Here is a 20016-nt window from a genome sequence, read left to right on the forward strand (position 1 = left end):
CGTATCGGATCGGTGAAAAGCGCTCAGTCCCAACTCAGTCCGCCACGACGCCACTCGTAGGCGTACGCGACGGAGACGTTGACGATGAACAGGAGCATGGCCATGAGACCGAACCACCCGAGTGAGTCGAAGGCGACCGCCCACGGGTAGAGGAACACGATCTCGATGTCGAAGATGATGAAGAGCATCGCGGTGAGGTAGTACTTGACCGGTACGCGCTGGATGGAGCCGGTTGCCACCGTGCCGCCGGCGGTGCGTCGCGTCGGGTAGAGCAGGCTCTGTTCGACCGGCTCGATGCCGCACTCGTAGGGCTCGAGTTTGGCGCGGTTGTACCGTTTCGGACCGATCGCGATGCCGATGAAGACGCTGAAAACGGCAAACGCCACGCCGATTGCCCCGAGGACCATGATCGGGACGTAGGCGTTCAAAGCGCGGACCCCTCCTCGCTTGTGGCGACCGGAGTGCATCTGTTCGGTGCGGCCGGCCCGGGTGTTCGTCCTATCCGTGCCGTCGGCCGATCTGGTCCGGCAGTACGAATGTGAGCTGCAACACAAGCCTAGTGTGAGTGTGTGGCGCGAGTCACTGTTTTCTAGAGTTCGGCGTTTCCGATCATGTCGACGAACGCACGCGGAAGAGTGATCGGATCGACGGGCAGGACGGCCACGGCGTCGGCGCGAGACCAGTCCGCGAGCCACCGGTCGTCGGCACGCCCGAGCAGGACGAGCACGGGTGGACAGGGATCGAGTTCGTCTTTCATCTGCTTGGCCAGGCCCATGCCACCGGCCGGGGTGGCTTCCCCGTCGGCGATCACGGCGTCGACGACCCCGGCGTCGAGCTGCGCGAACACCATTGGGGCGGTGGCGACCTCGATGTAGCTGACCGGTGGGATGTCCGGGTCGGGCCGGGTTCCGATCGCGCCGATGACCTGCGCGCGGGTCTGCGCGTCGTCGGAATAGACCAGCACCCGCAGGGCCCGCGCAGACTGGGAGTCGGTCACCGTTGCGATGCTACAACCCGACACCCTCTGGATCGGTGGAAAACATGTCCGCGTTGTCGCTACAGGTCGTCGGCGTCAGTGCTCGGTGGAGAACCCCGTGCGACGCCGGTGCACCTCGAGCGCGAACGTGACGAGCTGATCGATCAGGTCCGGGTAGGGCACGCCGGTCGCCTCCCACAGCTTGGGGTACATCGATCCCGGGGTGAACCCCGGGATGGTGTTGACCTCGTTGAGCAGCCACCCACGGCCGGACTCCTCGTAGAAGAAGTCGACGCGGGCCATGCCGGTGCAGCGCATCGCGGTGAACGTCCTCGCCGCGAGCTCGCGGACCTTGGCGGCCGCCGCGTCGGACACCGCAGCGGGGATGACCAGCTGGGCGGCGCCGGTGACGTACTTGTCCTCGTAGTCGTAGAACTCGCTCCCGGGTTTGATCTCGCCCGGCACCGAGGTCTCGGGCGCCGTGTCACCGAGAACGGCGACCTCGATCTCGCGCCCGGTGACGGCCTCCTCGATGATGACCACGTTGTCGTAGCGGAGCGCGAAATTCACCGCCGCGTCGAGTTCGGCCTCGTCGTGCGCCTTGGTGATGCCCACCGACGAGCCGAGGTTCGCCGGCTTGACGAACACCGGGAGCCCCAGGGCGTCGATCGCGCGGGCGGTGATCGTCTCCGGGTCGTCGACACCGTCGCGGAACTCGACCCATCGGCACTGTGGGATGCCTGCCTGCTCGGCGACGATCTTGGCCATCGCCTTGTCCATGCACACCGCGGACGACAACACACCCGCGCCCACATACGGCAGCTTGAACAACTCGAGCATCCCCTGGATGGTGCCGTCCTCGCCGTGCGGTCCATGGAGAAGGGGAAGGACGACCGTGATGGCCTCGTCCGCGTGACCACGCAGTTCGGTCAGCGGGTCGACGGCGGTTCCGGCGACCTCGAGGGTGTCGGGGAGTGGCGTGCCGTCGGCGATGGCGGCGATCGCCTTGTCGTTGCGCAACCACGTGCCGTCCTTGGCGATGCCGATGGGGACCAGGTCGTATTTGGCCCGGTCGGCCGCGGCCAGGACATGAGCCGCTGTGACCCGCGACACATCGTGCTCGGCGGAGACGCCACCGTAGAGAACCACCAGACGCAACAGCCGAGAAGACATGCCTGTCACGATACGGCCCCGTGCAATCGGGTTCTCGGCGTGTGCTGGGGACTCGGCTAGCGTGAGACCGTGCATTTCAGAGCAAGCGAGGTCGCGGAGGCCGTGGGCGGGGAGCTGCTGGGCCCCGACGTGCAGATCGACGGGGCGAGCATCGACTCGCGGAGTGTTCGGCCGGGCCAGCTGTTCGTGCCGATCGTCGCCGAGCGCGACGGCCACGATTTCATCAAGTCCGCACTCGACGGCGGGGCCACCGCCTACCTCTCCTCGAGGGTCGACCCGGTCGGCGGGACCGCCATCCGCGTCGCCGACACCGCGCTCGCCCTCGCCGACCTCGGTCGAGCGGTCCGCGCCCGGGTCCCCGATCGCGTGGTGGGCATCACCGGCTCGGTGGGCAAGACCTCGACCAAGGATCTGCTCGCGGGCGTGCTGCGCACCACCTACCGCACCGCGGCGAGCGAGAAGTCGTTCAACAACGAGCTGGGGCTGCCGATCACCCTCGCCGCGGCCGCCGACGACGTGGAGGCGGTGGTCCTCGAGATGGGCGCCCGCGGCGTCGGGCACATCGACCTGCTGTGTTCCATCGCGAAACCGACGGTCGGCGTGATCACCCGCGTCGAGGGCGTGCACCTGGAGCTGTTCGGTGACATCGAATCCGTCGCGCGCGCGAAAGGCGAACTGGTGGAATCGCTCCCGGCGGACGGGATCGCGGTGCTCAATGCCGACCATCGGTACGTCGCGGCGATGGCGGATCGCACCTCGGCGCGTGTCCTGCGCTACGGGCTCTCGCCGAACGTCGATGTGTACGCGTCCGACATCGTCCTGGACGACGAGTTGCGCGCGTCGTTCCGGCTGCACACACCGTGGGGCTCGACGGAGGTCCGACTGGGCGCCCGCGGCGAGCACCAGGTCCCCAACGCGCTGGCGGCGGCGGCCGCCGCCGGCGGGCTAGGGGTGCCGGTCGAGTCGATGGCGGACGGGTTCCTCGCCGCCGAATTGTCCGGTCTACGAATGGAACTCGCCACCTCGTCGCGAGGCGTCACGGTCCTCAACGATGCCTACAACGCCAACCCGACGTCGATGTCGGCTGCGCTGCGGTCGCTGGCGACACTCCCCGCGTCGCGTCGGGTGGCGGTCCTGGGCACAATGGCCGAACTCGGCGCCGACTCGCCAGACCAGCACCGTGCGATCGCACTGGAGGCCAGGGATCTGGGCATCGAGGTCATCGCGGTCGCCGAGGCCGACTACGGTGACACCGCCCGGCACGTTTCCGACGTCGACGGCGTGTCGGCCGAACTCGGCGACCTCGACGACGGGACCGCAGTGCTGGTCAAGGGGAGTCGGGTCGCCGCGCTCGAGCGCGTGGCGCAGGCGCTGCTGGACTGAGGGGGTTTCGACAAGCTCAACCGGCGGGGGGAGAGCTCAACCGGCGGGGAAACCGGCGAGAGCTCAGTGGTGGAAGTGTGACCCGTCGCCCTCGCGTGGCATCGGGCTCTCCAGGCGATTGAGGAAGTCGACCTCAGTCCGGATGTCGGCGATGAGTGCACGGGCGAGGTCGTGACTCAGCCCGGCGCGCACAACGATTCGCTGCACGGTCAGGTCGGCGAGGTCGTCGGCCATCGGGTATGCGGGAACCAGCCAGCCCTTCATGCGCAGGCGGTCGGACAGGTCGTAGAGGTTCCAGTTCTCGCTGTGCCCGGCCTTCAGTTTCCAGGCGAAGACCGGGATCGTGTCGCCCTTGCTGACCAATTCGAGGCCGTCGATCTGAGCAATCTGTCCGGAAAGCCATTGCGCCACATCGAGAGAACCCTGCTGGACCTGGGTGAAGCCGTCGCGGCCGAGCCGCAGGAACACGTAGTACTGCAGCAGGACCTGTGCGCCGGGGCGGGAGAAGTTGAGTGCCAGGGTCGGCATGTCGCCGCCGAGGTAGGAACAGTGGAACACCATGCTCTCGGGCAGTGCGTCGGTGTCGCGCCACACGATCCAGCCGACACCCGGATAGACCAGTCCGTACTTGTGGCCTGAGGTGTTGATCGAGACGACACGGTCGACACGGAAGTCCCATTCGAGGTCCGGCTGACAGAAGGGGGCGATCATCGCACCCGACGCGCCGTCGATGTGGATCTTCACGTCGAGTCCGGTGTCGGCCTGGATCTCGTCGAGCTTGGCCGCGATCGCGGTCACCGGCTCGTACATCCCGGTGTAGGTCTGTCCCATGATGGCGACGACCCCGATCGTGTTCTCGTCCACGTACTTCTCGAGCTCGTGACCGTCGAGGACGAGGTGGTCGGGGCTGATCGGTACCCATTTGGGCTCGACCTCGAAGTAGTTGCAGAACTTCTCCCAGCACACCTGGACCGCCGTCGACAGCACGATGTTGGGATTCTCGGTTGACTTGCCCTCGGCGCGGCGCCGGGTCTGCCAGTGCCGTTTGAGCGCGAGCCCACCGAGCATGCAGGCCTCCGACGAGCCGATCGTCGAGGTACCGATCGCGTTGTCGACGTCCGGGTTGTGCCACAGGTCGGCGAGGATGCGCCAGCACCGGTCCTCGATCGCGGCCGTCTGCGGGTACTCGTCCTTGTCGATCATGTTCTTGTCGAAGGTTTCCGAGTACAACTTCTTGGCCTCGTCGTCCATCCACGTCGACACGAAGGTCGCGAGGTTCAGGCGGGCGTTCCCGTCGAGCATCGCCTCGTCGTGCACGATCTGATAGGCGGTGTCGGGCAACAACATCGAGTCGCCCAGCGCGAACTTGGGGAGGTCGGTGGCCTCGCCGTCGCGGTTGAAGACGGTGCGCAGGTTCATCGCATCGCCGATGTTGGTGGTGGCGCGGGCGCCACCGCTCTTGTTGTGGACGCCCGGGTCGGTGGTCATGGACACCGAACCTATCCGACCGGGACGGCCTGCGGGTGGCGATCTTTCACCCTTGTCCCGCGTTTGCCTGGATCACCTCCCGCAGGTAGACGGCCAGGCCGGGGGCCTGCTCGTCGTAATGTGCGGTGAACCGCGGGTCCGCGACGTACATGTCGGCAAGGCACACCTGCATGGCGTGATCACAGTCGTAGAAACGTCCGATCTGTGCGCGGTGCTCCTCGGCGAGCGAGTTCGCCTCGGCGGTGCCAGGAGTCACCCCGCTACGCATCGCGTCCGCGAGCCGCCGTTCCAGGTCGTCGGTCTCGTCCTTGATGCGCTGCCAGTCCTCCTTGGTGAACTGCCCGGTCCGCTTCTGGCTCTGCTTCCACGCGTCCGTGTTCCCCCAGCGTTCCTCGGCCTCGGCGGCGTACTCCTCGCCTGGCCATTGGTCGCCGAAGATCTCGGCCTGCTCGGCCGCCGACAGTGCGATGCCTTCCTTCTTTGCGTTCATCATCTCCTCCAGTGAGGCGACCATCCGGAGCAGGCGATCGATCCGTTCGGTCAGCAGCTCGCGCTGCGTCTCGAGGTGACCCATGGGGTCCTCGTCCGGATCGTCGAGCAGGGTCGCTATCTGCTCGAGGGAGAAGCCCAGCTCACGGTAGGTGAGTACCTGGTGGAGACGTTCGACGTCGGTGTCGTCGTAGACGCGGTACCCGGCTGGTGTCCGACCGGATGGCACCACCAGGCCGATCTGGTCGTAGTGATGCAGCGTGCGGATGCTGACGCCGACCATGCCGGCGACAACACCGACGGTCAGCTCCCGGGTGTCCACCTTCGAAGTGTGCTTTTCCTCGCTCACATCGACAACCCTGCTGCCTGACGTCGCGTGAGGGTCAAGAGTGCGCACGCCGAGTGCGATGATCGCCGGCCCGTAGTGCTAGTCTCAATAGCAACACCAGTAACTTGAGTACCACGATCCGGAGTCCCCGAATGCGTTTGCCGATTGGCCGCAGCCCCCGCCGAGGCTTCGGCATCCGAACCGTGCTGGCGACCAGCATCGTCGCGCTCGTCGGCGGACTGACCCAGGCCGGCGGGGCCCAGGCGGCCGACGGATACCCGTACGTGAATCTCGGGGACAGCTACAGCGCAGGTGCATCAGTGTTCCCCCAGGCGAGGAGTGCAGCTACCTTCTGCTTGAACTCGCAGGGCAACTACTCCAACCTCGTCGCCGAGCGACGCGGGACCACGGTCGCCGACGTCAGTTGTTCGGGCGCGGCGACCGAGCACCTGACCCGGCCGCAACATCGTTGGCAGGGACCGCAAAACGGCGCGCTCGGCGCGGCCACCCGCTTGGTCACTCTGACGATCGGCGCGAACAACAACGGGCTCTTCAACGACTCGACGGTGGCGTGCCAGCGGGCGTGGCTCTCCGCGCCGCTGTCGGCCACCCCGTGCCGCGACAAGTTCGGCACGTCGTTGGTCGACGAGATCAACTCCTCGACCTACCCCGACCTCGTGGACGCCCTGCGCCTCGTCGGCCACGAAGCGCCGCGCGCACGCGTCGTTCTCGTCGGATATCCGCAGATCTTCCCGGCCACGGGTTCGGCGCTCTGCTCGGCGTCGTTGCTCACCACGCCCGGGGACACCGCATACCTGCATCGGGTCTTCAAAGCCCTCAACGACGCCATGCGCCGCGCCGCCGCAGCCACCAGGGTGACGTTCGTCGACATGACCAAGGTCTCCGCGGGCCACGACGCCTGCGCGGGCGAACGGCGATGGGTCGAGCCGACGCTTGGTGCGGTCAGCTTCCCCGCGATGCACGCCAACGCGCGCGGCCAGAAGGCGATGGCCGATCAGGTCGTCGCCGCGCTGCGCTGAGTCAGCGTTGGTAGGCCGCTCGCCGTGTGGGGGGGCAGAGACATCGACGACAGGGCAGCAGCTATCGGCTAGTCAGGTACCTGGACTTCCGCGGCCTGAGGACACAAGATCGTTCTGGCTTTGATGTGGATTCGGTAGTAGCTGTCTTGGACTCGCTTCTCGTTGCCAGAAGGCGAGTGACCAGGGGGCCGGCGCTCGACAGAGGCGCAGTCGGTGTAGCCGAAACCGATTGCAGCAGTAATCAGTTGCGGCGACGGAAGATGTCCTAGCCATGTGAGGTCGGAGCAGACCTCGCGGGCGAACTCCGCTTGCGCCCCCGCCGGGGTTGCTTCGACGAACCTGCGATGCAGCGTGAACTCGGCTTCCGCATACTGGGCCGGGGAGACCGACGAGTACACCGGTTCGGCTTGTAGGTACCTGAATCGGGCGAGCCGGTAATCTTCCGCAGACAAATTGGCAGCAAGTCTGCCGTCCGCACACTGACCGGTGGCGTCACCGGCGTTCGATTCAGTGGCGATACCGCTCGCTTCTTCGTTGCCGCCGCACGCACTGATCAGCAAAGCCAGAGCTGTCAGACCGATTCCGAGCACGGTGCGTCGCATCACCTGACAAACATTCGGCATCGCGGCGACAATTGCCATTTCAACGAACTCGGCTCACGGTGCGAATCCGATGACCGACGTGCCCTTCTGGCAGGCCGCGAGGACGCCTTCGAGCTGAGACGGCGCGCAGGTCCAACCGGCCACCGACTGCTGCTGTCCGGTGGTGATCATCGGTCCGTACTGGGTGGCGATGGTTCGTGCCGAATCGCAGGACACGTCGCCGGCGAGGATCATGACACGCAACGCGCCGTCGGGGCCCGGGATGGTGCCGCACGTGGTGTCGGAATCGTCGGACGCGGTCGCACTCGACGCCGTCGTCGACACCGGCTTGCGACCGGGGACCACCGGCGGCGAGGTGGCGGGCTGTTCGGCGGACGGTGATCCCGACTCCACGGCGCCGGCCTGAGAGGCAGACGAAGCGGTGGTCAGATCCTGTTCCGCGCCGCAGGCCACGAGCGTCGACATCGCCGCCGCGAGTCCCAGGGTCGCCGCCGCGACCCTGATCGGTCGGCGAGAGCGGCTCGTGGTGGGACCGGTGGGACGAGTTCTGCGCGACATGGTTCACCACGGTAGCGAATGCGGTCTCGTCGACCGCACCGGTGGCCGGTGTCGGTCGGCGGTTTGGGATGGGCGCGCCCGACCTGCGAAGATGCTGGACGTGAGCAGTACCGGAACCGAAGTCGCTGACCCCACCTACGCCGTCGGCACCACCCTCGCCGGCACCCGTGGGCGCACGGGGACGATCACCACACCGCACGGACCGATTCACACCCCCGCGTTCGTCCCCGTCGGTACCAAGGCGACCGTAAAGACGGTCCTCCCGGAATCGGTCTCCGCCCTCGGCGCCCAGGCCGTGCTTGCCAACGCCTACCACCTGTACCTGCAGCCGGGGCCGGAGATCATCGACGCGGCCGGTGGGCTCGGCGCGTTCATGAACTGGCGGGGGCCCACGTACACCGACAGCGGCGGTTTCCAGGTGATGTCGCTGGGTGCGGGGTTCAAGAAGGTCATCTCGATGGAGGCCACCGGCACCCCCGACGACGACCTCACCGCCAACGGCAAAGAACGGCTCTCGCGGGTCGACGACGACGGGGTGACCTTCAAGTCGCACCTCGACGGTTCGGCGCATCGCTTCACGCCGGAGGTGTCGATGCAGATCCAACACCAGCTGGGCGCCGACATCATCTTTGCCTTCGACGAGCTGACCACCCTGATGAACACTCGCGAATACCAGGTGAATTCGCTCGAGCGCACCCGGTTGTGGGCGATTCGCTGTCTCGCCGAACACAATCGGTTGAGCGTCGAACGCGCACACCGGCCGCAACAGTCGCTCTGGGGTGTCATCCAGGGCGCCCAGTACGAGGATCTGCGGCGCAAGGCCGCTCGCGACCTCGTCGCCTTGAGCGAGGCGGACCGCGCGGCCGGCGGAAAGGGCTTCGGTGGCTACGGCATCGGTGGGGCGCTCGAGAAGGACAACCTCGGCACGATCGTCGGTTGGGTCAACGACGAACTCCCGGAGGACTCCCCGAAGCACCTTCTGGGGATCAGCGAACCCGACGACATCTTCACCGCCATCGAGAACGGCGTCGACACATTCGACTGCGTATCGCCGACCCGGGTCGCCCGCAACGGTGCGATCTACTCACTCGACGGCCGGTACAACGTCACGAATGCCAAGTACCGCAGTGACTTCCGGACGCTCGACCCCGAGGTCGAGAACTACACGTCGCAGTACAGCCGGGCCTACCTGCATCATCTGTTCAAGGCGAAGGAAGGCCTCGGCCCCACGCTGGCGACGCTGCACAACGTGTCCTTCATCGTCACGCTCGTCGACCGGGCCCGCCAGGCCATCGAGAACGGCACATACACCGAGTACCGCGACGAGTTCCTCCGGCGTTACTACGGAGGTCCCCGGTAGGCGTGACCATTGCTCAGAACGGTGGCGGGTTGGCGTCGTTCCAGCGCTTTTCGGCGCGTTGGTGGCGTCGGAAGTCGTTGTCGCGCTGGGTGTTGAGTCTGTCTCGGGCGGGGTGATCGGGTGACCGTCTGGGGAAGAGCTTGTTGAACAGGTCGCGTCCGCTGAAGGCGTTGCCGACGAACATGTGCCCGGTGGGTGTGGTGAACCAGGCGGTCTGGAGTTCGTCTTGGTGGTCCTGCCAGCTGGTGAAGGTCTTGATGCGGTGATGGAACCGGCACAGCGGTTTGAGGTTGCGCGCATCGGTCGGGCCACCGCGACGCGGGTCGGCGTGGTCGAAGGGTTCGGTGTGGTCGAGATCGATCTGCCAGACCGGGGCGTTGCAGCCCGGGAAGGTGCAGCACAGTTCGCCGGCGCGCACCAGCGCCTGCAGCTTCTTCGACGGGGTGTATCGCGTTGTCGAACTGTCCGCGTCGGGAGCCGGTGAACCGTCGGGTGCGGTGGGTACGGGGTGGATGTAGGTGCGGCGGGCTTCGGCGAGGAGTGTTCGGGCGGTGTCGGCGTCGATGATGCCGTGGCGGTCGAGGAATGCGGGGTCGTCGTCGAGGCCGATCAGGGTCGACAGGTTCACCACGATGTGGAAAGTCGCGCGCGGCGCGGGTGAGTCCGACGCCGAGGCGGCCGGCGCGGCCGGGTCATCGACAACGACGTCGGCTGACGGGTCGACGTCGGTGTCCGCATCCACCATCTCAGCAGCTGATGTAGGCGGCTCGGCGGTATCCACTGTCGCTGCGTCGAGGTCTGGTGCTGTGTCGGGTTCGGTTGCGGTGATGACACAGTCGTCGCAGAGGCAGGTGATGGCGGCTTCACCCCGGGCGAGCGCTTTCAGAGCGTCGACTCGGCGGTTGGCCAACTTTCGAGGGTCACCGGCGTGGACCGCGGTGGCCATCGCCGTCAGGCGGGCGTCGAACTCGGCGGCATCAGCATGGGGCAGCGTGCCGGAGATCCGGGACTGCCCGGGTGTGAAGCGATCGGGGCTCACCGTCACCTTGCGATCACCCTTGACGCGTTCCTTACGTCGGCGGATCGCGTCGGGTGCCCACTTGGCGACGATGGAATCGACCATGGCGGTGAACCGGGCCGTCGACATCGGTGGGCGGGCGAAGATCGCTTCGGCGAGATGGGCGTCGACGGTCTGCATCTCTTCGTCGTCGGTGATGAGGTCGGTGCGTTTGAGGGCGATGAGGAAGCGGCGCTTGTCGATTCGACCGCACGCGAGTGCGTGTCCGGTGAAGGAGAGTCGGTAGCGCAGTGCGTCGCCAGCTTCGATGAGGTCTTTCGCCTCGGCCGGTGTCACGGTGAGGGTGGCACCGACTTCGGCGATGGCCTGCTCGAGACCGTTGGGCCCGAACTGCTCGTAGGGGTTCTCGCCAGCGGCCACTCGCGCGGACAGGTGCTCGAAGGCTTCGATGGAGTCGAGTTCGCCGCTGTGCGTCTCGGCGCGCCGCTGCGCGTAATCCATCTCGCGTTCGTCGTGAATGAGGCTGGCCACGACCATCATTCGATGCGCGGATGCCGCCGCCAAGCCGGCGCAGTGGTTCAAGACCTCGATGAGTTCAGAAGCCGAGAGTTCATGGTCGGGACGAAAGCGCGGTTCGACCGACTCCTGTGATGGGTCCACCGATGTGGTGGATCCGGCCCCCGCCCCCGATGACATGACACCACAGTACTCGAAAATATGTTCGAGTCAAGGGTGATCCCGAGATCTCCCGGGGTTGTCTGGCAATCGAATCACGCCGCACCGACAGGACTGACGCGTCGCCTCGGTGGCCTCGACGGACGCGGCGTCCTCGCTTCGCTCGGTCGACGCTGCTCGACCAGCGGGACACTGCGGCGCTGCTCGACCAGCGGGGCACTTCGGCGCTGCTCGACCAGCGGGGCACTTCGACGCGGCTCGACCAACAGAGGGCGGCGCACCACAACGAGCGACGGCGGACGGGTGTCAGCGGGAGTCCTCGGCAACCATCCGTTCGCGGATGCCGCCGGCGACCCCGGTGCTGTCCGGGTTGGGGTCGTGGATCGCACCCGCGTGCGGCTCGACCGGTGTCCCCTTCTCGGTCTCGGACTTCGCCGTCGCCGCCGAGAACCGCTCGGTGATCCCGGGCATGAGGTGATGAGAAGCGTTGGCGGACTTGGCTTTGTAGCCGACCGGTTGGTCCAGCTTCGGGTCGGTGCAGGCTGCCACGATCGCGTCGACCACGATCTGCGGATCGTCCATCGCAGACATCCGCGGTTCGTGTCCGGTGTAGTTGGCGGCGTGGACCCACCATTGGGGTGTCCACGGCCCACGGCATGATGGTGCCGACCTTGATGGCGTCGTCGCCGGCCATGCGCAGCTCTTCGCTGATCGAGTGCCCGAGGCTCCGAACCGCCGCTTTCGTTGCGGCGTAAGTGTTCTGGAGTCCGATGGGTACCTCGCTGTCGACCGAGCCCACGTTGATGAGTGTGCCGCGACCCTGCGACCGGAAGACGCGCAGCGCCGCATGTGCGCCGTAGATCAGGCCCTTCAGGTTCACGTCGACGAGGCGAGCGTGGTCCTCGATCGGGATGTCCCAGAAGTACCCGACCGCGCCGACGCCGACGTTGTTCACCCACACGTCGATCGACCCGAGCCGTTCGAGCGCGGCGGACGCGAGATGGGCGACGGCACGCGGATCGCTGACATCGGTGGGCACCGCCAGCGCCGACCCGCCCTTGCCGGTGATCTCCGCGACGACCTCGTCGAGGACCGCGGTTCGACGCGCCGCGACGACGACGTTCGCGCCGAGTTCTCCGAGTCACACCGCGGCGCCGCGTCCGAATCCGCTCGACGCGCCGGCGATCACGACGGTGGAGCCGTTGATTTCCTTGTTGTCTGTCATGGTGATCGCCTACCCGAGGCGGGGTTCACCAAACCGAGAGGAGGCGCGCTCAGCCCGCGGCGCGGGACTGCCGGAAGGACTCGATCGCGGCGAGATCGTACGAGTTCGCCCCGGTCCCGATGCCCTGGGCGACGTGTGCGGCCACCGCGCAACCGAGTTCGGCGGAGTCGGCGAGACCGAGCCCGCGCAGGCGGCCGGTCAAGAACCCGGCGGAGAACGAGTCGCCGCAACCAGTGGTGTCCACGACGTCCACCTCGAACGCCGGCACCGTGACCACATCGTCGCCGGTCACGACCAGCGCGCCGTCGGCGCCGCGGGTGAGCGCCACGCAACCGACACCGCGGTCCAGGAGCACCCGTGCGCCGTCGGTGAGGTCGTCGGTTCCGGTCAGTCCCCGGGTCTGCTCGTCGTTGGGCAGCAGGTAGTCGAGGTGGGGAAGTGCGTCGGCGATCCACTCGAGAAGGCCGGGGTCGCCACCCGACAGCAGATCGGCCGACGTCGTGATCCCGCGGTCGCGCGCCCGGCCGAGGAGCTCGGCGGCGACCGCGCCGCCGAGGAACTCCGGGCCGCCGAGGTGCAGGTGGTCGAGCCCGGTCAGCGCGTCTGCACCCAGGTCGTCGAGCGTGAACTGCGCATTCGCCCCGATGCAGTGCCACGCGGGACGGTCCCCGTTGGGTCGCACGGGTATGACCGATGACGACGTCTGGACCCCGGGCTTCGGAACCAGGCCGCCGGTGTCGACGCCTTCGGCGTCCAGCAGTGCGGTCAGCGAACGCCCGATCGTGTCGTCGCCGATCGCTCCGTGGGTCCGGACCGTGGCGCCCAGCCGACTGAGGACGAGCGCGGTTCCGCCCGCGGTACCGGCGGCGGAGAAACCGATGGACTGGACGAGCGCGCCGTCGGACCCCGCCGGGATGGACTCGATCCCGACGACGTGGATGTCCAGCACATGGACGCCCACGGTTGCGATCGTCGGCGGTTCGAGCCGCGGTGAGGGTGTCACGTCCGGTTCTCCTTGGGTGTCCCGTAGTCCAGCCGGATCGCCTGGGCGACAGTGGACTGCTGTTGGTCCTCGGTGAGTTCGCGAGGCCGGCCCATGCTGCTGGTCCGGTGAAAGAGGGTCGCGAGCCACTCCAGCAGCAGGGCGTTCTCCACCGCGTGGGCCAGGCTGGAGCCGCGTGCCACCGAACCGTGGTTCGCCATCAGCGCGACCTGGGTGTCGACCAGCGCGTCGGCGACGATCCCGGCGAGCTCCGGGCTCCCGAACGTGGCGTACGGCGCGACCGGGATGGCACCGCCGAGGCCGAGTTGCTGGTAGTGCAGCACCGGTAACGAGGTCAGTCCGCTGACGCAGGCGACCGCGGTCCCGAAGGGTGCGTGGGTGTGGACGATCGCCTGTGTGCCGGTTTCCTCGTAGACGCGGAGGTGCAGGTCCAGCTCGGACGACGGCGCGATCGGCCCGTCGACGACGTCGCCGGCAAGGGACACCACCGTCACGTCGGTCGCGGCACAGTTCGCGAGCACGACCCCGGTTCCGGTGATCGCGACGTGATCGCCCGCACGCGCCGACACGTTGCCGGAGGTGCCGATCAGCAGACCTTCGGCCGCCAGCCGTCGAGCGGCTGCGGCGACCTCGTCGCGTATCGACGGGTCGCTCATCGTCCGAATGCGTCGGTCCGCACTCCGCGGAGAAGGATCGCCGGGCATGTCGCGGAACTCGGAGCGCATTCGGTACGTTGGGACCACATACCGGACATTTACGCACATGCCTTTGCTCCCGGCACCCGGTATGAAACACCCGAGCACCAGCGAGAGAGACGATGAGACGCGGAAAGCGCCGAAAACGCCGACGACACCAGTCGGCCCCCTGTTGTGAATTGAATGACCCGGGTGTTCCGCCCGGCCCCGACACCGGGACGGTCTCATGCTGACCCTCCTCGGAATCGGACTCGGAATCCTGGTGGTCTTCCTGATCACCGCCCTCACCGGTTACTTCGTGGCCCAGGAATTCGGCTACATGGCGGTCGACCGGTCCCGCCTCAAAGCCCGTGCCGAAACCGGTGACGCCGCCGCGAGACGCGCGCTCGCGGTCACCCGCCGCACGTCCTTCATGCTCTCCGGCGCCCAGCTGGGCATCACTGTCACCGGCCTGCTCGTCGGCTACGTGGCCGAACCCCTGATCGGTTCCGGCGTCGGCGAGCTGCTCGGCGGCGTGGGTATCCCGGTGGGCGTGGGTGTCGCGATCGGCACGATCATCGCGATCATCTTCTCCACCGTCGTGCAGATGGTCTTCGGTGAGCTGTTCCCCAAGAACCTCGCCATCGCCCGGCCCGAGCCGGTCGCACGGTGGCTCGCCCGTTCGACGACGATCTACCTGGCCGTATTCGGTTGGCTCATCGCATTGTTCGACAAGTCGTCGAACCTGCTGCTGCGAGCGCTGCGCATCGAGCCCGTGCACGACGTCGAGCATTCGGCGTCGGTGCGCGACCTCGAGCACATCGTCGCCGAGTCCCGCGACGCGGGTGACCTGCCCGACGAGCTGTCCGTCCTGCTCGACCGTGTGCTCGAATTCCCCACGCGCACCGCAGAACACGCGATGATCCCGCGACCGAACACCGATCATGTCGACGCCGATCTGGCGGCGGGTGAGGTGCTGACACTGATGAGCACCGGCCACACGCGGTACCCCGTGCTGGCCGGCGGTGACGACGAGGTAAGCGGCGTGATCCACCTCCAGGACCTCCTGGAGTGGAGCTACGCGCTGAAAAAGCAACCGCCGCAGGCTGATTCGTCGGCCACCGCGGTCGACCTGTGTCGTCCCGCGGTGGTGGTGCCCTCGACGCTCCCGCTGCCCGAGGTGTTGGAGACCCTCGCGGACGCGCATGACGAGATGGCGGTGGTCATCGACGAATACGGCGGTTTCGCCGGGGTCGTGACCGCCGAGGACATCGCCGAGGAACTGGTCGGGGAGATCGACGACGAACACGACTCCGAGGCGACCGTCGCGATCGAGGAGAGCCCCGAGGGATGGCGCGTGCGGGGTGACGCACACGTCGACGAGGTCTCCCGGACCGTCGGCTGGGACCTCCCCGAAGGCGACTACGAGACGATGGCCGGACTGGTGATCGCCGAATTCGTCGGACTCCCGGAGGTCGGGGACACGGTGACGATCGAGATCGATCCCGATCCGTCGACCCTGCTCGAAGACGACGAGGCGCCACCCCGCACCGTGCGGGCCACGGTGCTGGAAGTCGACAAGCGCGTCCCCGCTCTGCTGTCGATGAGCGTGGCACACAACGACAACAACCCGGGCGAGAAGAGCCCGGACGACAGGAACCGGGGCGAGAAGAAGAACCCGGCCGAGAACGGTGAGGAGAGCGACAATGGATAACCCGTGGGTCGTCGCGGCCGTCACCGTGGGCCTGATCGCGTCCAGCGCCTTCTTCGTCGCGGTCGAGTTCGCCCTCATCGCCGCGCGTCGGCACCGGCTCGAAGACGCGGCTGCGACCAGCGGCAGCGCCCGCGCAGCTCTGCGCAGCGCATCAGAACTGTCGGTGCTGCTCGCCGGGTCGCAGCTCGGCATCACGGTGTGCACGCTCGCACTGGGTTCGGTCACGAAACCCGCTGTGCACTACTGGCTCACGCCGCTGTTCGCCGGGTGGGGTCTGCCGTACTGGTCGGCCGACGTGATCGGCTTCGTCCTCGCCCTCGTCATCGTGACGTTCCTGCACCTCGTCGTCGGTGAGATGGCGCCGAAGTCGTGGGCCATCGCCCACCCCGAGAAGTCGGCGATCATGCTCGCGATCCCGATGCGCGCCTTCATGTGGGTGACCCGTCCGTTCATCGTCCAGCTCAACCACCTCGCCAACTGGTGCCTCAAGCGTGTCGGCGTCGAACCGGTGGACCAGGTCGCGACCGGGCAGGACAGCGACGCCCTCCGACACCTGGTGGAGCACTCGGCCACCGTGGGCACACTCGACGAGCGGTACCACGCCCACCTGACGAGTGCCCTGGAACTGGAGTCGTTGACCGTCGGCGACGTCGTGACCCCCAACGACCATCTGGCCGTGGTCGGTCCGGCCGCGGACGCCGATGAGATCCAGACGGCCGGCCGGACCTCGGGCCACCTGCGGCTGCTGGTGCGCGACGATGCGTCCGGGGCGCCGGTCCGCGGTGTCGTGCACGTGCGCGACAGCCTGACCGCGTCGCCCGGCACCACGGCGGCCGATCTCATGCGCCCGGTCCTGAGCGTCGAGTCGGCGCAGCCGGTGTACGAGACGCTCACCGCCATGCGGGAACAGCGCGCCCACCTCGCGCTCGTCACCGATGGGGGCCGCGCGGTCGGACTCATCACCATCAACGACGTGCTCCAGCGGTTGCTGGCGACCACGGCGTAGGAGGGTTGACGAGCGCGCGTCGCTTACCCTTCGTGGCTCGTCGCTTGCGCTCCTCGCACCTCAGGGAGCAGGGATTATGCGTTCTGGGGACGTGGGCCGCTAGGTCCACTCGTCGGCCGTCAGGAACCACGGTTCGGCCGGCAGCGCGGCGGGGTCGAACCGGTTCGCCAGTTGCTCCGCGCGCACGGGCTCGTCCCGGCCGCCGAGCCCCAGTGAATGGGCGATGCGAGACAACACGGTCGACGTCGCCACCCCTGCGGCGGCGAGGTCGGCCAGGGTCACCGCCCCGTCCCGCTTGCTGAGCCGGATGCCGTTGGCGTTGAGCACCATCGGGACGTGCGCGTACGTGGGTGGGGCCTTCCCGAGCAGCGCCGCCAGGTAGGCCTGCCGGGGCGCCGACGACAACAGATCGTCCCCGCGGACGACCTGGTCGACGCCCTGCGCGGCATCGTCGACGACGACGGCCAGGTTGTAGGCCGGGGTGCCGTCGTTGCGCAGCAGCACGAAGTCGTCGACCGCGCCCATGTAGGGACCGTGCAGCAGGTCATCGACGCCGTATTCCCGGACGTCGGCCCGCAGCCGGATCGCGGGTGGCCGGGTGGCACGGCGTTCGTCGCGTTCGGCGGCGGTGAGGTCGCGGCACGTGCCCGGGTAGGCGCCCTGCGGCGCATGGGGTGCGGACGGCGCGTCGAGGATCTCTCGGCGGGTGCAGAAACACTCGAAGGTGCGGCCGGCGTCGCGCAGGTCGTCGAGGACGGCGCGGTATGCCTCGAGCCGGTCGGTCTGGTGGACGACGGGCGGGTCCCAGTCGAGGCCCAGGGCCGCGAGATCGGACAACTGCCGGGAATCCGCGCCCTCGACGGCTCGGTCGAGATCCTCCATCCGGATCAGGAATTGCCGGCCGGTGGTCCGCGCGAAGAGCCAGGCGAGCACGGCGGTCCGCAGATTGCCGACGTGGAGGTCCCCGGAGGGGGAGGGCGCGTACCGGCCCGCTCGCTGCGTCGACACCGCGTCGAGATTACCGGTCGGCGATGAGAATCCGCGCCGCGGCCGGTCTGCCTGTAACGGCCGGACGACGACACGCCGGGTATGCGGCGGCGTGTAGGCGTTGCGGTCCCGTCGACGAGTGAGGAACGATGAGTTTCATGGATCTCCCGGTCATGCCGCCTGTTGCGCCGATGCTGGCCAAGGCGGTGACCAGCGTGCCGCCGCAGCCCGACGGTTCGGTGGCGTGGTCGTATGAACCCAAGTGGGATGGTTTTCGCGCGTTGGTCTTCCGCGACGGCGACGAGGTGACGATCGGATCGCGAGGCGGCAAGGACCTGGCCCGGTACTTCCCCGAGATCGTCGCGGCGGTGAAGGACGAACTGCCCGACAAGGTGGTCCTCGACGGTGAGATCGGGGTGCCGGCGCTGATCGGCGACACGCATCGGCTCGACTGGGATTCGCTCGCGCAGCGCATCCATCCGGCGGAATCGCGCGTCACCATGCTCGCGGAGAAGACACCGGCGATCTTCATCGGATTCGACGCGCTGGCGCTGGAGTCGACGAGCGTGATGGGCGAACCCTTCGAGGTGCGCCGGGAAGCGCTGCTGCGGGCCGTCGGTCCGGGCGGGCGGGACCGTCGCGTGCATGTCAGCCGGGTGACGAGCGACCCCGCGGTCGCCGAGGACTGGTTCTCCGCCTTCGAAGGTGCCGGGCTAGACGGTGTCGTCGCCAAGCGACTCGACGGCGTGTACGTCGAGAACAAGCGGGAGATGCTGAAGATCAAACACAAACGGACCGCGGACTGTGTGATCTTCGGGTATCGAATCCACAAGTCGGGCACCGGGATCGGGTCGATGCTGCTCGGACTGTACGGCGACGACGGCGAATTGCGGATGGTCGGTGGGGCGGGTGCCTTCTCCGACGCCAAGCGGATCGAGTTGCAGCAGATGTTCGAGCCGATGCGGCTGGACCCGGAGAAGGCGTCGCCGGGCGAGCCCACGCGGTGGCGTTCGGAGAAATCGGGGGAGTGGATCCCGATCCGTCCGGAGCTGGTCGCGGAGTTCGCCTATGACCAGATGGAAAACCATCGCTTCCGGCACACGGTGAAATTCCTTCGCTGGCGGCCCGATCGAGAACCGGAGAGCTGCGGCTACGACCAGCTCGACGTCCCGCTGACCTACGATCTCCACGACGTCCTCGAAGGAGAATGACCATGGCATCTCGTTCGCCCGCCGAGGAACTCGACGTCGACGGGGTCGCCGTCCGGATGAGCAACCCGGACAAGATCTACTTCCCCGAACTCGGCGAGAACGGCGGCCGCAAGCGCGATCTCGTCGGGTACTACCGCACCGTAGCACTCGGCGACACGGGTGGCAGGGCCGACGACAGCGGCGACGGACCGCTGATGCGCGCCACCCGCGACCGCCCGACCTTTCTGCAGCGCTTCCCCGACGGCGTCGAGGGCGAGGAGATCTACCAGAAGCACATCGCGAAGAAGCGGCCGGAGCATGTGCAGTCCACCCCGATCGTGTTCCCCTCCAAGCGAACCGGCGACGCGATCCGACCCACGGTGCCCGCGGATCTCGTGTGGGGCGCGAACCTGGGCACCGTCACCTTCCACACCTGGCCGACCCTGCATCCCGACAACGACCATCCCGATCAGCTTCGCATCGACCTCGATCCGCAACCCGGCACGACCTTCGAGGATGTGCGGCGGGTCGCGCTCGAAGGACTGAAGCCGCTGCTCGACGAACTCGGGTTCGCCGGTTTCGTGAAGACCTCGGGCGGTCGGGGAGTACACGTGTACGTGCCCATCGAGCCGCTCTGGGACTTCATCGCGACCCGACGCTGCGTCATCGCGATCGCCCGCGAGCTCGAACGCCGCGACCCGGACGCGGTCACCACATCGTGGTGGAAAGAAGAACGCGGAGAGCGGATCTTCATCGACTACAACCAGAACGCCCGCGACCGCACCATGGCGTCCCCGTACTCCGTTCGACGCAGCGCCCGCGCCCGGGTGTCGACGCCGGTGACGTGGGACGAACTCGCCGACGTCGATCCGGACGACTGCACCATCGCGACCGTCCCGAAGCTCCTGGAAGATCGCGGCGACCCATGGGCCGACATCGCCGACCACCGGCGCGGCGTCGAGAAACTGCTGGAGATGGTCCAGGCCGACGACGCAAACGGACTGGGCGACATGCCTTATCCGCCCAGCTATCCCAAGATGCCGGGCGAGCCGCCGCGCGTACAGCCGAGCAAGAAGGTCGCCGAGCACTGGGATGAGAAGGGCAACCGACGCTCCGACGGCTGATGC

The 20016-nt window shown here is 67.5% G+C and carries 19 protein-coding genes and 1 pseudogene; 7 read left to right on the top strand and 13 right to left on the bottom strand.

The genetic code is table 11. The annotated features are described in order from the left end of the window. Nucleotides 1-23: 23 nt before the first annotated feature. The 3 genes from KB201_RS06510 to KB201_RS06520 form a co-directional block, all read right to left on the bottom strand. Nucleotides 24-428, bottom strand: a complete 405-nt coding sequence (locus KB201_RS06510) for an NADH-quinone oxidoreductase subunit A (protein ID WP_004021559.1) — start codon at nt 426-428, stop codon at nt 24-26. 161 nt (nt 429-589) lie between these two features. Beyond that, on the bottom strand, nt 590-997 hold the full coding sequence (locus KB201_RS06515; protein WP_211538677.1) for a hypothetical protein: 408 nt from the start codon (nt 995-997) through the stop codon (nt 590-592). A 75-nt stretch (nt 998-1072) separates the two neighbouring features. Next, nucleotides 1073-2149 carry a D-alanine--D-alanine ligase family protein gene (locus KB201_RS06520; RefSeq protein ID WP_211538678.1) on the bottom strand — a complete coding sequence of 359 codons (1077 nt, stop codon included), beginning with the start codon at nt 2147-2149 and terminating at the stop codon, nt 1073-1075. 69 nt (nt 2150-2218) lie between these two features. Between KB201_RS06520 and murF the strand changes: the two genes are divergently transcribed. Further along, nucleotides 2219-3532 (top strand): UDP-N-acetylmuramoyl-tripeptide--D-alanyl-D-alanine ligase, encoded by a 1314-nt coding sequence (gene murF / locus KB201_RS06525; protein WP_211538679.1) that lies wholly within the window; start codon nt 2219-2221, stop codon nt 3530-3532. A 63-nt stretch (nt 3533-3595) separates the two neighbouring features. On the opposite strand, the gene KB201_RS06530 is transcribed toward murF, so the two are convergent. Both KB201_RS06530 and KB201_RS06535 read right to left on the bottom strand, forming a co-directional pair. Next, complete coding sequence (locus KB201_RS06530) at nt 3596-5020, bottom strand: glutamate decarboxylase (RefSeq protein WP_211538680.1); 1425 nt, start codon at nt 5018-5020, stop codon at nt 3596-3598. 46 nt (nt 5021-5066) lie between these two features. Next, nucleotides 5067-5831: a MerR family transcriptional regulator gene (locus tag KB201_RS06535; protein WP_211538681.1), complete on the bottom strand. Its 765-nt coding sequence runs from the start codon at nt 5829-5831 to the stop codon at nt 5067-5069. 158 nt (nt 5832-5989) lie between these two features. Between KB201_RS06535 and KB201_RS06540 the strand changes: the two genes are divergently transcribed. Next, nucleotides 5990-6877 (top strand): SGNH/GDSL hydrolase family protein, encoded by an 888-nt coding sequence (locus tag KB201_RS06540; RefSeq protein WP_211538682.1) that lies wholly within the window; start codon nt 5990-5992, stop codon nt 6875-6877. Between the two features lie 68 nt (nt 6878-6945). Here KB201_RS06540 and KB201_RS06545 read toward each other — a convergent pair whose 3' ends face one another. After that, entirely contained in the window at nt 6946-7518 is a 573-nt protein-coding gene (locus KB201_RS06545; protein ID WP_211538683.1) for a hypothetical protein, read from the bottom strand. 15 nt (nt 7519-7533) lie between these two features. Next, nucleotides 7534-8037: a hypothetical protein gene (locus tag KB201_RS06550; RefSeq protein WP_211538684.1), complete on the bottom strand. Its 504-nt coding sequence runs from the start codon at nt 8035-8037 to the stop codon at nt 7534-7536. Nucleotides 8038-8128: 91 nt separating this feature from the next. On the opposite strand from KB201_RS06550, the gene tgt reads away from it, so the two are divergent. Further along, nucleotides 8129-9397, top strand: coding sequence for a tRNA guanosine(34) transglycosylase Tgt (tgt, locus tag KB201_RS06555; protein WP_211538685.1), 1269 nt, complete (start codon nt 8129-8131; stop codon nt 9395-9397). 13 nt (nt 9398-9410) lie between these two features. On the opposite strand, the gene KB201_RS06560 is transcribed toward tgt, so the two are convergent. The 5 genes and pseudogenes from KB201_RS06560 to KB201_RS06575 form a co-directional block, all read right to left on the bottom strand. Next, on the bottom strand, nt 9411-11111 hold the full coding sequence (locus tag KB201_RS06560; protein ID WP_211538686.1) for an HNH endonuclease signature motif containing protein: 1701 nt from the start codon (nt 11109-11111) through the stop codon (nt 9411-9413). Between the two features lie 285 nt (nt 11112-11396). Further along, entirely contained in the window at nt 11397-11681 is a 285-nt protein-coding gene (locus KB201_RS24795) for a hypothetical protein (RefSeq protein WP_249145163.1), read from the bottom strand. 85 nt (nt 11682-11766) lie between these two features. Beyond that, nucleotides 11767-12168: pseudogene (locus tag KB201_RS24800) on the bottom strand (SDR family NAD(P)-dependent oxidoreductase); the annotation flags it as partial. A 196-nt stretch (nt 12169-12364) separates the two neighbouring features. After that, complete coding sequence (locus KB201_RS06570) at nt 12365-13318, bottom strand: carbohydrate kinase family protein (protein ID WP_211538687.1); 954 nt, start codon at nt 13316-13318, stop codon at nt 12365-12367. Beyond that, on the bottom strand, nt 13315-13974 hold the full coding sequence (locus KB201_RS06575) for a class II aldolase/adducin family protein (protein WP_078111809.1): 660 nt from the start codon (nt 13972-13974) through the stop codon (nt 13315-13317). Before KB201_RS06575 ends, KB201_RS06570 begins: the two co-directional genes overlap by 4 nt. Nucleotides 13975-14239: 265 nt before the next feature. Between KB201_RS06575 and KB201_RS06580 the strand changes: the two genes are divergently transcribed. Continuing rightward, the gene (locus tag KB201_RS06580) at nt 14240-15706 is read left to right on the top strand and encodes a hemolysin family protein (protein ID WP_211538688.1); all 1467 of its coding nucleotides are present in this window, start codon (nt 14240-14242) and stop codon (nt 15704-15706) included. Continuing rightward, nucleotides 15699-16712 carry a hemolysin family protein gene (locus KB201_RS06585; protein ID WP_065631156.1) on the top strand — a complete coding sequence of 338 codons (1014 nt, stop codon included), beginning with the start codon at nt 15699-15701 and terminating at the stop codon, nt 16710-16712. Before KB201_RS06580 ends, KB201_RS06585 begins: the two co-directional genes overlap by 8 nt. Before the next feature lie 99 nt (nt 16713-16811). Here the strand turns inward: KB201_RS06585 and gluQRS are convergent, their stop codons facing one another. Next, nucleotides 16812-17720 (bottom strand): tRNA glutamyl-Q(34) synthetase GluQRS, encoded by a 909-nt coding sequence (gene gluQRS, locus KB201_RS06590; RefSeq protein ID WP_058251035.1) that lies wholly within the window; start codon nt 17718-17720, stop codon nt 16812-16814. Between the two features lie 137 nt (nt 17721-17857). Here gluQRS and KB201_RS06595 point away from each other — a divergent pair, with 137 nt between their 5' ends. Together KB201_RS06595 and KB201_RS06600 are read left to right on the top strand one after the other, a co-directional pair. Then, nucleotides 17858-18910 carry an ATP-dependent DNA ligase gene (locus tag KB201_RS06595; RefSeq protein ID WP_211538747.1) on the top strand — a complete coding sequence of 351 codons (1053 nt, stop codon included), beginning with the start codon at nt 17858-17860 and terminating at the stop codon, nt 18908-18910. Between the two features lie 2 nt (nt 18911-18912). Further along, nucleotides 18913-20013: a DNA polymerase domain-containing protein gene (locus KB201_RS06600; protein ID WP_211538689.1), complete on the top strand. Its 1101-nt coding sequence runs from the start codon at nt 18913-18915 to the stop codon at nt 20011-20013. Nucleotides 20014-20016 lie beyond the last annotated feature (3 nt).

The sequence above is a fragment of the Gordonia sp. SCSIO 19800 genome (genome assembly GCF_018132775.1).
Lineage (GTDB): Bacteria > Actinomycetota > Actinomycetes > Mycobacteriales > Mycobacteriaceae > Gordonia > Gordonia hongkongensis.